Below are 14,416 nucleotides of genomic sequence, written 5' to 3' on the forward strand. Positions count from 1 at the left end.
CAGGAGCCGCCGGCGGGGCGTGCGATCGGCCCGGGACGCGCGGCAGAGAGCCTATTCTCGCCTGAACGAGCGTCCGCGAGTATGGCCCGCGTCGGTCGGTCGCAGGCGCGGCGCTCGTGAGGCGAATCGCAGCGCAGGCCCCGCTCAGCCAGCCGGATCTTCCACGGCGGGTTGCCCCGGATCGGGCGGAACGTCGGCGGAAGCGTTTCCGTTCTTATTTTCCAAATGCCCGAACGGATCGGCCGCGGCCGCCGGATCGGCGGGGGGCGCCTCGGGCGAGCCGTTCCGCGGGCGGTCGAGGTGGGCGAAAGGATCCGCTGCCGCTGCCGAGGCGTAACGCTGCGGATGGAGTTCCTTTTCGTCCTGCTCGACGCGAACGGGCGCTTCTTCGCGTTCGGCGAGGATCTCGTCCAGGCTGGTGAAGACGTTCAGCAGCGCCATGAGGACGCTGAACGCGAGGAGCGCGAGAATCACGATGAAGCCGCCGCCCGAGAGGCCGTCGCCGGGAAGAATCGACGCGTCGAAGAACTCGCCGTCGATGATCCGGTAGTAGGTCCAGAAGGGATTGCTCGCCTGGAGGGCGCTGTACTCGTACGCGAACGACGGACCCAGAAGGGCCTGAAGGGCCCAGGGAACGATCGAACCGACGACCAGCACGACGATTCCCAGGAAAAACGACAGCAGGATCCCGAGCGGCAGCAGCCGATTCAGTCCCTGGGCGAACAGCCGGACGAACCCGAGATAGCTGGCCGCGTAGAGCGGCGTGACGATGCAGATGGCGTACGTCTCTTCGGAGAATGCAGAACCGTCGGCGTCGAACAGGTCCGACGCCGCGTAGAGGGCGGCCGCGAAGATCGAGACGCCGATGACGTTGGCCACGACGAAGAAATAGCCGGCGCCCGAACCGGGGCAGAACCACGCGAGAAAGACGCGTCCGATCGTCGATCGAGGCAGCGACCTGCGCACTCGCGGCGAGAGCGCGCCGCGCTCGCCGACGATGAACGCCCCCATCAGCCCCCAGTAGCAGAGGGCGAAGATCGGGATCGCCGCGATGACTTCCGCCTGCTGATAGTTGATCGCGGGAAAGCACCACCAGCCGACGATCATCGCGCCGATGACGAGCATGATCGCCCGCAGACGCGTGGAGCGGTTCTCGCTGGCGAAGGTGATGCTCGCGGCGGCGGCGTTCACCAGCAGGACGATCGTCGCGATCGAGAAGCTGATGAGCGCCAGCATGGCGGCCCAGAATCCGGCGTCGTCGTAAGGAGGCTGCTCCGACAGCATCATGAGCTGCCAGAACGTCACGATCCCGCCGCCGATGAGGAGCGCGATCACCGTCAGCACGGAGAGCAGCACCATCACCAGCTTGGACCGCGACGCCGTTCCGACGAGCAGGCCCGCCGACGAAAACGCGACCGACGCCAGGAACAGCAGTCCGATCGTCAGACCGATCGTCAGGATGTCGATGCCGCTGAGCAGGTAGGTGAACGCGATGCAAGGGGCGATGGCGCAGAAGTAGACCAGCGTCTGGATGACCGCGCTTCCGAGCTTGCCGTAGACGATCTGACGCGAGGTCATCGTCGTGATGCTGAGCAGTTCGAACGTGCCGTCTTCGCGCTCGCCCGCCAGCGAGCGGAACGCCATGAACGGCACCACGACCAGCGCCGGAATCGCGAGGACGAGGTAGTACCCGATCAGGAAGCCGCGCCCCGCGGGCAGGTAGTAAATGCCGGGCGAGTTCGACGCGACGCCGAGCAGCGTCCAGATCCAGGCGCAGAAGAGGACCAGCATGAACGTCACGACGAAGTGACGACTCTTCAGCGCCTGACGCCCCTCCTTGACGAGAATCGGATTGAGATATTCCGACCCGCGCTCGCCCCAGATGCTGAGGCGATCGAGCCAGGAGTGCGGAAGCTGGACCGTTTCGGTCGAGGAGATCACGTCGGCGCCCGTGGCTTCTGCTGCGCTCATTGAACGGCTCCCCGCGTCACCTTCAGGAAGACGTCCTCGAGGGACGACTCCCGACTGACGAACTCCGCGACCTCGAACCCGGCGACGACCAGTTCCCGCAGCGTGCGCGCTTCGTCCGAACGATCGCCCGTGTGGCTATAGAAGACCAGGCTCCCGCTGTAGCGGACGTTCTCCACGTCGGGCCGCGCCTTCAGCCACTCCATGCACCCTTCGCTATCGGTCATGACGCGCACCTGGACGGTCGCGACATGCTTTTCCTTGGCCGTCAGGCGGCGACGAATGTCGTCCACCGACCCCGTGGCCAGGAGCCTGCCCCGTTCGATGATCCCGATCCGGTCGCTCATCTCGGCGAGTTCGGTCAGGATATGGGAACTGACGAGAATCGACTTCCCGTCGCCGGCGAGTCGTCCGATCATCTCGCGGAGTTCGATCCGGGCGCGGGGATCGAGGCCGGCAGCCGGCTCGTCCATGATCAGCACGGCGGGATCGTGAATCATCGAGCGCCCCAGGCAGAGGCGCTGCTTCATCCCTTTCGACAGGCCGCTGATCGGCTTCTCCGCCAGCACGTCGAGGCCGGTGAATTCCATCGTGCGACGCAAGGCGCGATGACGGTCGCGACCGATCAGGCCGTAGCTGCGGGCGAAGAAGTCGAGGTATTCCACGCAGTTGACGTCGTGGTAGGTGCCGAAGCTGTCGGGCATGTAGCCCAGGCGTCGCCGCACGCGATCGGGATCGTTGACGGAAGAGAAACCGTCGACGTACGCGTCTCCGTACGTCGGCAAGTCGAGCGTCGAAAGGATCCGCATGCTCGTCGTCTTGCCGGCGCCGTTCGGTCCGATGTAGCCGAACACGGCTCCCTTCGGCACCTCGAACGAGACGTCGTTAACCGCCCAGGTCGGTCCGAACGCCCGGTAGAGACGCCGCAGCTCGATCATCGGGGACTGGCCCTGATGGTAGCCGGCAGGCGTTTTGACTTGCTGTTCGGCGATCGCCATATCGGATGCCTGAATCCGTCCGTTCGGAGATGGATGCGGGAAAGGGTTCCCGGCGTGCGACGCGTTCTTGGGTCTCGATCAGTAGCGACCGAACACGACGTCGAGGTTCATTTCGCGGCTATGCCGATCGACCGCGTACGGAAGCCAGGGGGGCGCGTCGGCGAGCGCGAAAAAGGTTCCGGGCTCCAACTGCGGGACGTTCCGCTCGAGCGAGGTCCTCGCCCTCTGGATTCCCTGCTCGAACTTGGTCTCGTTCACGTTGAGGGGCGCCGAGCCGGAGTTTCCGTAGTAGTAGCTGTCGAAGCCGGTCAGCCATCCGAAGAACCCGCTGCGGTACTGGCTGCTGCGGAGGGCTTCGGCGTCGACGCCTTCAGGAATCTCCAGCGGCGAATCCTTGATCGCCTGGTCGAAGACCTTCGCCACCTCCGCCGGGTCGACCTTCACGAGTTTGGCGGTCGCTTCCTTCGCGACGTCGCCGGGCGCGGAGTAGAGCGTGCCGTCGGGTCCGACGCAGACGAGGAAGGAGAGATCGGTTCCGAGAAGGTTCTCGATCTCGGGAGCGCCGCCGTCCTTGGGAAAACGAACCGCGAGCGAGTATTTTCCTTCGCGCACGCCGTTGGCGACGAACTGCGACATGGTCCGCGAGGGGAGGTATCCCCGGGCCAGACGCTGCGTGCCGCCGTTCCAGTCGAGTTCGAAGCGTCCGCGCGTGTTGATCGTGCTGGTCGGGTCGAAGTAGAGGGGCGCCATGTAGCTCGACTCATCGAGCACGATGCCCTGCGACGGCGCGATGCCGGCGAAGTACGTCTGCCAGGACCAGGAGTAGGTCCGTTCCGCGTCGCTGTCGACGATCGAGTAGCTGCGGATGCGCGACCGCGTGCCGAGGCCGTCATTGAAGAAGGCGTAGGCGAACAGACCGAGGATCACGGCGAACGAGCCGATCGGCACCGTCAGGAGGAGAAGCGCCAGCCGCCGACGCTTCGCGAGGTAGAAGTAATTCGCCGGCCCGATCAGGACGACGAAGGCCGTGATCAGCGCGAGGAAGGTCCAGACCGGCGCGACGCCGACGCCCGGGATGCGATGACGCCAGAAGGGGACGTTCACGTCGGCGTACGACATGCCGTGCTTCTGCGTCCAGCTCAGGTGGTGGGGGGGGACCGAGTTGAACGCCCAGCGCCAGTCGTCCGTCGATCCGGCGAAGGCGTCCTCGTTTCCGATCCCGACGACGTAGCCGAAGTTGCAGCGGCGGGTCGCGATCACGAATTCCTGCGGCTGCGAAGATGCGTCGACCGGGGGAGCCGCGCCCTCGGCCGGCATTCCGTTCGCAGTCGTCGTAGAGGTCGTGTATGACGACCCTCGATAGCCCTGCGTGCTCGACCAGAGGCCGACCGCCTGGTTACGGAGCGTACGCGCGGGGCGAACCCATCCGCTGGCGAGCGGATTGCCCGGTTCGATGCTCTCGATCGGCGTCTCGTCCTTCGGCCACTCCGTCCGATCGACTTCCAGCAGATCCTCCAGCCGCGGCAACTGCTGCAGTTCCATGCCGACGTCGTAAACCATCAGCGTCCGACCCGCGAGCATCCAGTCGCGCAGCGCGGCGAATGCCTCCGGCCGGTTCGTCTTGAGCGTGTTCAGATCCGACCAGCTCAGCACGACGACTTCGTAGCAGGTCAGGTCGATCCAGCGTTCGGGCAGATCGTCCGGATGAAGCACGCAGAGCTGCGTGTTGGACGTATGCAGGTACGTCAGATAGTCGATCGTCTTCGCGTTGCCGCTAGCGTAGAAGGGTTCGTAGTAGTTGCCGGTGGCGACGTTCGAAATGGGCCCGATGTTCGGAATCTCAAACTCGTCGAACGCCGTGCTGCCGAAGCGGCTGGTCATGTTCGTGCGGTTGAACTGCTCCCGCGTCGGCGCCTGCGGTCCCACGACCAGAACGGACGGAAGCGATTCCTCGAAGCCATGCACCCGCGCGTAGTAGCCGGAGTTTTCGAATTCGCGCAGCGATTTCCCGTCCTCGTACACCTCCGAGGCCATGTAGGAAAGCTGCTGATTGATCGGGATCGAGATGGTGTCTTCGACCGACGTCGCGCCCTTGGCGAGCGTGAGCGTCTTCCGCACGATGATGGGGCCCGACGCACCGCTGTAGCTGTACGGGTAAAGGCGAACGTCGAGTTCTCGTTCGCTGGGGCTGGCGGCGCCGTTCGCGGTGTAGATCCGGACGCGGACCGGCTGGTAGCCGGGATGGCGCGGGCCGTACCAGTCGAGCTGCATCCGCAGTCCGGACCGATTGATCCGTCCGGTCGGCAGATCGACGTAGGGAGCGTCCAGCCATGCCGCTGAAGCGGAAGGCGCTCCCCACGCGGCGATCAGCGCCAGCGTCGCGACGAGCACGAACGGGCGCGTTCGCCCGGGAATCGTTCGCGGCTGGCGGCGGGAGAAGATCATAAGGCGACGCCTGCGGCAGAAGAGCGAACGAGCGGCGACGATGTTCAGGCTTCGAGCGGTTTACTGGAAATCGACCGGCGGCTCGATCTGCCGAGGCGACGGTTGAGCGCTGGTCGCGAACGGAGAGATGACCTGCTTCTTCCGACGAAAGAGGTCGGCGAACGCGGCCAGCGTGTAGGCGGCGCCGAAAATGAGCACCATCGCCGTCCAGACGAGCACGATCGACGCCTCGCCCAGCGAGACGCAGATCGCCCAGGTCTGCCCGGTCGCGGCGCTCGCCCAGATCATGCTGTTGAGCGCCAGCACGACGCAGACGACGATCCACGTCCTGAGCGAAAACCGGGGCAGAAAGGCGGTCGGCATACCTGCGACCCCTCCGCGGCGAAAGAATAGAATCGGTCAGGGAATAGACGGACGCCCGCGATCATGCCGGCATCCCGTCGCGGCGAACCAGCGACCGCCTCGCGGGAGCAGCCTGTCGGCGACTCGCCGAGTAGGGTAAACCATCGATGGGCGCGCTGCCAGCCGTACGGGATGTTCGTCAGCCGTGCTTCGTTCTTACCAGGAGAGAGCCGTAATCGATCGGAATTCTTCGGACGCGTCGCAGCAGGCGGCGTCCCCCTTCGTTCTCTCCCGGCGGTCCCTCTCCCGATGAGCGACCTGGATTCGCTGCGCAGCGCGTTCGGGCCGTCGATCGGCGTGCCGGAACGTGAATGGAATGATTTCGCCGCTGCGCTGCGGCAGTTCCCGCCCCTCTGCGTGCGCCTTCGGCCCGACGCGTCGCCAGGCGCCCGGGATTGGCTGGGCGACGCTCCGGCGGTTCCGTGGCATCCACGAGGTCGGCTGGTTTCGCCGACGGTTCGCCCGACGCGTTCTCCGTTCTACGGTGCCGGCGAATGGTACGTGCAGGACGCCGGCTCGCTGCTGGCCGATGAGCTGCTGGAAGTCGTGCCCGGAGAGAGCGTGCTGGATCTCTGCGCTTCGCCCGGCGGAAAAACGACGGCGATCGCGGAGCGCCTGGGCGCCACGGGCTTCCTGGTCGCCAACGAACCGGTCGCAGGTCGGCTCGACGCGCTCCGGTTCAACCTCGCGCGGCACGGATCGGCACGTCACGTGGTGGCCTCCGCCGATCCCGAGACGCTGGCCGAACGGTATCCGGCGCGATTCGACGCCGTGCTGGTCGACGCGCCCTGTTCGGGGCAGTCGCTCGTCGTACGAGGAAAGCAGGCGCTGTCGGCTTTCGGATCAGCGGCGGTCGAGCTCAACGCCGAACGACAGACGCGAATCCTGAACGCTGCCGCGAAGCTCGTCCGTCCGGGCGGACGAATGGTCTACGCCACCTGCACGTTCGCCCGGGAGGAGAACGAAGATCAGATCGCAGAGTTCCTCGAACGGCATCCGGAATGGGGCGTCGCGCCCCGCAGCGGTTTCGAGCCGTTCGAGAGCGAACTGCTTCCGGGGACTTATCGCTTGCTGCCCCATCGTCATCCCACCGCCGGCGCGTTCGCCGTCTGCCTTAGACGAAGTGATGAGACGACCGCAACCGACGGCGAAGACTCCGATCGCCGCGGAAGGTCGTCGGATCGAAAGCGTTCACGAGATAAGTCCCGCCCCGGGATGACCCGCGCGGCAGAGGCGGAGGCGAGGGCGGAGTTGTCGAACTTCGTCGAGGCCGGCGAATTCCGTCTGGTCGCCCGCGGACCGAGCGTCTTCGCATTCCCCGCCGACGTTCCGGACGACTTCGACGACCTGATGGCGGGCGGACCGGAGGCGCTCTTCGTGAAGGGGAGAACGTACTTTCCGTCTTATGCCCTTGCGATGCGTCGCGATGCGGAGGCGTCGCCGCGGTCGACGGTCGAAGTCGACGAAGAGGACGCCCGGCGGTATCTGCGCGGCGAATCGTTCGCCTCGTCCGCCCGCGGTTGGGGAGCGGTCGCGTATCGCGGCCTGTCGCTCGGTTGGTGCAAATCGGACGGTCGCGTGGCGAAGAACCACCTTCCCAAGCCGGGGCGACTGGGCGAATCGGAACCCTCGCTCTGACGGCTCGCGACCGGTCTGGACGATCGCAACTTCAGGAAGCCTCGTTCGCTTCGCTGGCTGCTTCTTCGCGGTGGGGCCAGGGGTTGGGCCAGTCGCCCCACTTCGTGAGGTAGCGGGCGAAGGCTTCGCTGGACGCTGCCCGCTCTTCGATCCATCCCTTCGCCTGACGGACGAGTTCCTGCTCACGCCCCAGATCGATCCATCCGACGAGAGCCGCGGTCCGCAGGAAGACGAAGTAGGTGTCGAGCACGTCGCAGCGGCAATAGTCGTGGATCTGCTGCGTATCGCCGGCCTGAAAGCGATCCTGGACGTCGGAACCGTGCAGAGTCATCTTGCCCGGCTTTCCGAGCAGATTCGCCGCCAGGTTCAGGCCGCCGGTGAAGCGGGCGCTTCCGAAGTTGGTGAGCACCTCGTGCAGATCGAAGTGGCTCTCCAGACGATAGCGATGCCGCGGCTGCTCGAAGCTTCGCGATTCCAGCGCGAACCAGCCGGGGATCGAGATGCCGTAGCGAAACGCCGCCAGTTCCATCAGCGGGATATCGAACGTGCGTCCGTTGAAGCTGACCAGCGTCGGGCGCCGGTAACGCTCCCAGCCCCGCCAGAAGTTCTCCGTGATGACGTGCGGACGATGCTCCGGCTCGTCCAGGGAGACGAGATCGATCAGCGAGTAGTCGGGGCCGATCTTCGCGGCGGCGAGGGAGATCGGAATCTGAAACGTGTAGGGGATGAAGTCCGACTCGTACTTCTCCATCAGCTCCGCGCGGTAGCGAGCGATCGCCTCTTCCGCGGAGAGCCCGGCGCCCGGGTAGCGGATGCGAGAGACGAGATCGCCGTCGGCGACGCTTTCGACGTCGAAGGCGAGGAAACTGACTTCGCGCTCGGACACGAACGACCTCGCTGCGGATTCGAGAGGCGACTCGCGGCCCCTACCAGCCGCGACGGACCGTATTCTATCGATTCTCGACCGGTCGTCGTCCGACCGCCGCATCTTCGCCTCCGTCAGGATGGCGCCCTCTTCAGGAAGCAGCCCCGCAGTGAGCCGCGAACGCCTGCTGAACCGATTTCTCGATTACGTCCGCGTCGATACCCAGGCCGGCTTCGACTCGGCGACCGTTCCGACGACGCCCGGGCAGCTTCTCCTCGGCGCGCAAATCGTCGAGGAACTTCGTGCGATGGGCCTCGTCGACGTCGAGCAGGACGCGACCGGAACGGTTTATGGAACCGTCCCCGCGACTCCGGGTTACGAATCGGCCCCCGTCGTGGCGTTCAACGCCCACCTGGATACGTCGCCTGAAACGAGCGGAAAGGGCGTGAAGCCGCGGGCGTTCGTCTACGAAGGAGGCGACGTACCGCTCGCCGGCGATCCGACGAAGATCCTTCGCGCGGCCGAGAATCCCGATCTGGCGAACTGCGTCGGGAAGACGATCGTCGTCACCGACGGGACGACGCTGCTCGGTTCCGACGATAAGTCCGGCGTCGCGGTCATCGTGGAAGCGGCAGCGCGGCTCATGGAGCGACGAGAGCTTGCGCACGGCCCCGTACGCATCTTCTTCACCTGCGACGAAGAGATCGGACGCGGCGTCGAGTATGTCGACCTCGCGAAGGTGAACGCCGTCGCGGCCTATACGCTGGACGGCGATGGGGCCGGCGCGATCGACGACGAAACCTTCGACGCGATGAAGGCGGTCGTCACCTTTCACGGCGTCAACATCCATCCCTCCATCGCGAAGGGGCGCATGACGAACGCCATTCGGGCGCTCGGCTTTTTTCTGGAGCGCCTGCCGCGAAACGAACGCTCCCCCGAGACGACGGACGGGCGCGACGGTTTCATTCATCCGGTCCGCATCCTCGAATCGGGCGTCGATCGAGCGGCGGTCGAGATGATCCTGCGGGACTTCGACCGGAAGAAGCTGGAGTCGCACCTGGAACTGGTCCGCGAGGCTGCCGCGGCGACGTGCGCCGAGTTCCCGGGCCTGACGACGGAGGTCGAAGCGACCGAACAATATGCGAACCTGGGCGCCGCTCTCGCGCAGCAGCCGCATATCGTGGAATACGCTGAGGAAGCCTATCGCCGTATCGGAATCACGCCCCGCCGCACGATTATCCGCGGAGGGACCGACGGGTCGTTTCTGACCGCCCGCGGCCTGCTCACGCCTAACCTCTCGACAGGCGAGCACAACCCGCACAGTCCTCTGGAATGGACGTGCCTGGAGGAGATGGAAACGGCGGTGCAGACGATCGTCGAACTGGTTAAGATCTGGGCAGAACGGGGAAACCGCTGAGCGTTCGTGCGGCATGCTCTGCCGGTCGCGAAGAATAGGGGATATGCGTCGAATGTTACGCAGGCTCAGGCACGCATCATCGGGGCGTTCAGGCCGGACGAATTAAGGAGGAGGAGGAAACCTGCGACGCGCAGAACCGTCACGACGACGGTGTCGGCCGCCGTATCCTCCGACTGCTCTGAGTGTCTGTCCGGAAAGTCGGCATCCTGCCTCCTTTCGGACGTTTCGACTTCGCAAAGATCGACTTTGCGGAGTCGTAGCGACCTTCTGTGGTCGCCGACGAGGCTATCCGGATAGCCTCTCAACGCCGCCAGCTCTCAAGGAAGACCAGCCGTGCTGCGGGTGTCGATCCTTCTCCCGTTCGTGGAGCCCTGCGAGCAGTTCGAACGAACGCTTGCGTCGGTGCTCGCCCATCAGCCCGTCGGCGCCGAGACGATCGTCGCTCTCTCCCAGGACTACGAAGACCCCTTCGGTCTGTCCGGGGAAATCGAGATCCTGAAGGCGGCGACGCTCAAAACGCGCGTCGACCTCGCGAACTTCGCCGCATTGCATGCCACGGGCGACGTCATCGCCGTGGTGTCGGGCCCCGTCGAAGTCGAAGCGGGCTGGTGCGAGGCCGCGCTGTCGCAGTTCGAGGCGTCTTCGGACGTCTTCTCCGTCTCTCCGACGATTCTGGACGGCCAGCGTCGCGACCGGGTCGCGTCTGCCGGCATCGAGTATCGCGCCAGCGGCTACCGCGGCGAATATGCCTGCGGGAAGCGGTTCGACCGCTCGGCCTTCCGCAGCTCGGCCTTCGTCGGTCCCTCGCTCGCGGCGGGGTTCTATCGACGCAAGGGATTTCTGCGGCTGGGCGGCTTCAATCCCCATTGGGGCGACGCCGCGGCCGACCTCGATCTGTCCCTCCGGGCGGCGGATCTCGGAATGATTTCGGCGCTCGAACCGAACTGCCGCGCGGTCGCGTTCGAGCGTCTGCGAAAGGTGTCGGCTTTCGAAGAAGGCCGGGTGACCGAGGAACTCTTCCGGCGCCGGCTGGAACTTGCGCCGTCGACGCTCACGACCCTGCGGCATCGGGCGCTCCTCGCGCATGAATGTCTGACGGGATTCGCCGCGCCCCGGCGCTGGCTGAGCCTCGTCGGTCGGATGAGCGCCAAGCGGACCGTCACGGTTCCTCAGGCGGAAGTCGCCGCGACCGCCGAGAAGCCGGCGAAGCGGACGCAGAAGCAGGGGGCGACCGTCCTGCGGATCGACGCCGCGCACACTCCTGAACAGACGGCTCAGCCGCTCGCCCCGCGCTCGCGCAGCGAGAGGATCCGGCTTGCGGTCCGGAGCGCGGAACGCCGGGCGGCTTGACAGGTTTCGCGAAGGCGTGTCGATTCGCAGCTACTCCGTGCGGTTCCGTAAAGACGCCGGAGACTCGAGACTCTACGAGAACGTCGCGGGAGGCCGCGGCGTCGCAGAGTCGCCGACCTGCAAGCTGACGCGGAATGGCTGTCGATCGTTCGGACTGCTGGTGCATCGTCGGGGCCGGTCCGTGCGGCCTGGCGGCGCAGAAGAACTTCCGGCAGGCCGGCATTCCGTACGTCGCGTTCGAACGGGACGACGACGTCGGCGGCGCCTGGAACGGGGCGGCGAAATCAGCACGGGTTTATGATTCGGCCCATCTGATCTCGTCGAAGCGGCTGACGGAATACGTCGACTTCCCGATGCCGGACGACTATCCGGCCTACCCGAGCGCGAAGCAGGCGCACGCCTACCTGCGGTCGTATGCCGACGCGTTCGAACTGCGGGCTTCGATCGAATTTCAGACCAGCGTCCTCTCCGCCGTGCGGACGGACGGAGGCTGGCTCGTTCGCACCGACCGCGATTCAGAGCCGATTCGCTTCGCCGGCCTGGTCGTCGCGAACGGCCATCACTGGGATCCGCTGATTCCCCAGTGGCCTGGAGCGTTCTCCGGCGAAATTTTCCACTCCCGCGACTACCGCGCGCCGTCGAAGTTCGTCGACAAACGCGTCCTCGTCGTCGGAGCGGGAAACTCGGGCTGCGACGTCGCCGTGGAAGCCTGCCAGGTCGCCGAACGCGTCGTGCATAGTCTGCGTCGCGGCTATCACGTGCTGCCCAAGTTTCTGCTCGGCAAGCCGATCGATCTCTGCGGAGAGCGGCTGCTGCGCTGGCGGCTCCCCCTGTGGTTGAGGCGTCGCATCGCGAGCGCCGCGTCGCGGATCTGCCTGGGCTCTGCCGCGCGCTACGGAGCGCCGACGCCCGATCATGCCCTGTTCGAAACGCATCCGATCGTCAACTCGCAGTGGCTCTATTTCCTAGGGCACGGGCGAATCGCGGTGAAGCCGCAGATCGAGCGATTCATCGGCGATCGCGTGCGATTCGCGGACGGTTCGGAGGAAGCGATCGATACGGTCGTCCTCGCTACCGGCTACCGCGTCAGCTTCCCGTTTCTGGACGATGAGGAACTGCCGCGCCCGAACGGCGCGCCCGACCTTTATCTGAACGCGTTCGACCGGATTCGCGACGATCTGCTCGTCATCGGGATGATCCAGCCTGACAGCGGCCTGTGGGGGCTCGCGGACTTGCAGAGCCGTCTGGCGGTCGAGTACCTCGGCGCCGTACGCGACGGCGACGAAGCGACCTCGACGGCGTTTCGCGAGGAGAAGGCGACCGCGCGGCCCGACCTGGGCTTCGGGGTGCGCTACCTCGATACGCCCCGGCATCGACTGGAGGTCGAGCACTTCGCCTACCGCCGACTGCTGGAGAAGAAGATCGCGAAGCTGCAGGCGAGCCGGAGCAGGGCAGGGCGTCGCCGCAAGGAACCGTCGGTCGCGACGCAATCCCATTAGACGTGCGAGCCTTATCGAAATCGAAACCGGAAGTTCGTTCCGGAGAGGTTGACCCAGAGAATGCCGACTTCGCCGTTTCGCCTTCGGGGCATCGTGCTTTCGCTCGCAGTCGCGGCCGCCGGTTGCGAATCGGAAGCGCCTGCTCCCGCGCCGCCATCGGTTGCGGCGCCTGCTCCGCCGCCGACCGCACCCGCGGACCCGCCCGAACCTGAGCGTCCTCCCCTCGTGCTGACGTCCGTCGATCAGGCGCTCGACGAGATGATCGCCGCGGTCGAAGAGCGACGCTCGAAGGACTATCAGGCGGCGAGCGATTACCTCCGCGCTCAGGGCGACGACGTGATCGCGGCGGTCGAGTCCCGGCTGGCGAACGGCGAGCTTTCGACGGCGGGGGAAACTGCGCTCGTGCGCCAACTCGGCATGACGGGCGAGGCCGCGCTGCCCCTGCTGGAGAAGCTGTCCGAACCTTCCCGGAAAGAGACCGTTCGTCTGAACGCGATCGATCAGATCGGCAGCGTTCGCCCCGTGACTCCCCGCGCGACGGAGTTCCTTCGTGCGCGACTGCGCGAAGGCGAACTTCGCGATCGCACCAGGGCACTCGATTCGCTCGACAAGCAGGGAGCGAACTCGCCGGAATTCGCGGACGAGCTACGTCAGATCATGGATTCCGACGCGCCCGAGACGCTTCGCGTGAAGGCGAAAAAGTCGCTGGACCGCGTCGATCCCCGGCGAACTTTCGAGGATCGAAGGTGAACGACGGGATTCCCGCGAAGTCCGTGACTCAAGGAGCAGGTCGGGTCGTACCGATCGTAGGGCTTCTTTCGCCAGGGGATCCATCCTGATAGGCCCCGCGACGGTGGGGGAACGAGCGTCGGATCGGCGTTTCTCGCATTTCCGGAACGTTTTCCCCGTCGTTTCCGCGCGGTAAGCGCTGAATCGGTCGGCCCTTGGAGCGGTCCCGGCCTATTCTTGTTCGCCGCTGACGGGACGGGACTGTGCCGCTCTCTGTCCGCGTGCGTCGCGTCTGGGGGCTGACAGAGTGACGAACACGCTCGAACCGCAAACCGAAGAGCGCCGCGACAGTTTCCGCGCCGGCGTCGGTCCGGAACGTCAACTTGCCGTCGTTCGCAAAGGGAAGCGCGAGTTCACGGTCTGGATCCGCAACGTCTCTGCCGGCGGCATCGGCTTCGCGATCAAGTCCTCCGCCAGGTTCAAAGTCGACGACAAGATCGTCGTCGTAACGAACTCGGGCACCTTCGAGGGGCGCATCGCCCACCTCACCCCGGCCGAACCCGGGATGCTGCTGGTCGGCGTGCAGCGAATGAAAATTCTGGAGAAGCTGCACGCACAGATCGTGGAACGAGGCGATCTGCCCAGGACGGCGGCCTGGATTCCGTCGTTAGCCGGTTGGACCGCGACCAGCGCCCTGGTCTGCGCGGGCCTGTTCTTCCTGGAAACCTCCGGCGCGCTCGAAACGTGGGGCGTTCGCTCGTCCTTCGCGGCGCCGGTCGCCGTCGAAGATTCGATCCCCGTCAAAGAGCAGGAGATCGCCCGACGGTTTCATCGAATCGACGCCTTACGCAGCGAACCGGCTCGTCGGCGACTCGCGCTATCGTTCCGTCAGGAGCGACACGTCGTCGTGATCGCCGAACAGACGGCCATGACGCTCGCTTCGATCTTCGTCACGGAAGGCGAAGCCGATCGCGTCGCCCGCGTCCGTCGCGGCAGCGAGGCCCTTGCGAGCGCGGAAGGCAGGATCGAAGAACTGCTCGAGGCGGATCAGGTCCAGCTCTGGCGCTCGCTTGCGCCTGCGATCATCGCCGACTGAGACGCGTGC

At 65.7% G+C, this 14,416-nt stretch carries 11 protein-coding genes; 6 read left to right on the forward strand and 5 right to left on the reverse strand.

What is annotated here, in order from left to right; genetic code table 11:
• Positions 1–144: 144 nt before the first annotated feature.
• From SH602x_RS15515 to SH602x_RS15530, 4 genes are all read right to left on the reverse strand, one after another.
• Positions 145–1,971 (reverse strand): ABC transporter permease, encoded by a 1,827-nt coding sequence (locus SH602x_RS15515; RefSeq protein WP_479473174.1) that lies wholly within the window; start codon positions 1,969–1,971, stop codon positions 145–147.
• Positions 1,968–2,966 (reverse strand): ABC transporter ATP-binding protein, encoded by a 999-nt coding sequence (locus SH602x_RS15520; RefSeq protein WP_479467486.1) that lies wholly within the window; start codon positions 2,964–2,966, stop codon positions 1,968–1,970. The genes SH602x_RS15515 and SH602x_RS15520 overlap by 4 nt, the downstream gene beginning before the upstream one ends.
• 78 nt (positions 2,967–3,044) lie before the next feature.
• The gene (locus SH602x_RS15525; RefSeq protein ID WP_479473175.1) at positions 3,045–5,411 is read right to left on the reverse strand and encodes a hypothetical protein; all 2,367 of its coding nucleotides are present in this window, start codon (positions 5,409–5,411) and stop codon (positions 3,045–3,047) included.
• A gap of 60 nt (positions 5,412–5,471) precedes the next feature.
• Entirely contained in the window at positions 5,472–5,774 is a 303-nt protein-coding gene (locus SH602x_RS15530; RefSeq protein ID WP_479467484.1) for a hypothetical protein, read from the reverse strand.
• A gap of 288 nt (positions 5,775–6,062) precedes the next feature.
• On the opposite strand from SH602x_RS15530, the gene SH602x_RS15535 reads away from it, so the two are divergent.
• Entirely contained in the window at positions 6,063–7,451 is a 1,389-nt protein-coding gene (locus SH602x_RS15535) for a methyltransferase RsmF C-terminal domain-like protein (RefSeq protein WP_479473176.1), read from the forward strand.
• A 31-nt stretch (positions 7,452–7,482) separates the two neighbouring features.
• Here SH602x_RS15535 and SH602x_RS15540 read toward each other — a convergent pair whose 3' ends face one another.
• Positions 7,483–8,337, reverse strand: coding sequence for a 3'-5' exonuclease (locus SH602x_RS15540; RefSeq protein WP_479473177.1), 855 nt, complete (start codon positions 8,335–8,337; stop codon positions 7,483–7,485).
• 148 nt (positions 8,338–8,485) lie between these two features.
• Here SH602x_RS15540 and pepT point away from each other — a divergent pair, with 148 nt between their 5' ends.
• The 5 genes from pepT to SH602x_RS15565 all read left to right on the forward strand — a co-directional run bounded on the left by pepT (position 8,486) and on the right by SH602x_RS15565 (position 14,407).
• On the forward strand, positions 8,486–9,733 hold the full coding sequence (pepT, locus tag SH602x_RS15545; RefSeq protein WP_479473178.1) for a peptidase T: 1,248 nt from the start codon (positions 8,486–8,488) through the stop codon (positions 9,731–9,733).
• A gap of 333 nt (positions 9,734–10,066) precedes the next feature.
• Positions 10,067–11,083, forward strand: coding sequence for a glycosyltransferase family protein (locus tag SH602x_RS15550; RefSeq protein ID WP_479473179.1), 1,017 nt, complete (start codon positions 10,067–10,069; stop codon positions 11,081–11,083).
• A gap of 134 nt (positions 11,084–11,217) precedes the next feature.
• Positions 11,218–12,582 carry a flavin-containing monooxygenase gene (locus SH602x_RS15555; RefSeq protein ID WP_479473180.1) on the forward strand — a complete coding sequence of 455 codons (1,365 nt, stop codon included), beginning with the start codon at positions 11,218–11,220 and terminating at the stop codon, positions 12,580–12,582.
• Between the two features lie 225 nt (positions 12,583–12,807).
• Positions 12,808–13,332 (forward strand): hypothetical protein, encoded by a 525-nt coding sequence (locus SH602x_RS15560; protein ID WP_479473181.1) that lies wholly within the window; start codon positions 12,808–12,810, stop codon positions 13,330–13,332.
• A gap of 286 nt (positions 13,333–13,618) precedes the next feature.
• Positions 13,619–14,407 (forward strand): PilZ domain-containing protein, encoded by a 789-nt coding sequence (locus SH602x_RS15565; protein WP_479473182.1) that lies wholly within the window; start codon positions 13,619–13,621, stop codon positions 14,405–14,407.
• Positions 14,408–14,416 lie beyond the last annotated feature (9 nt).

This window comes from Lignipirellula cremea, assembly GCF_056501455.1.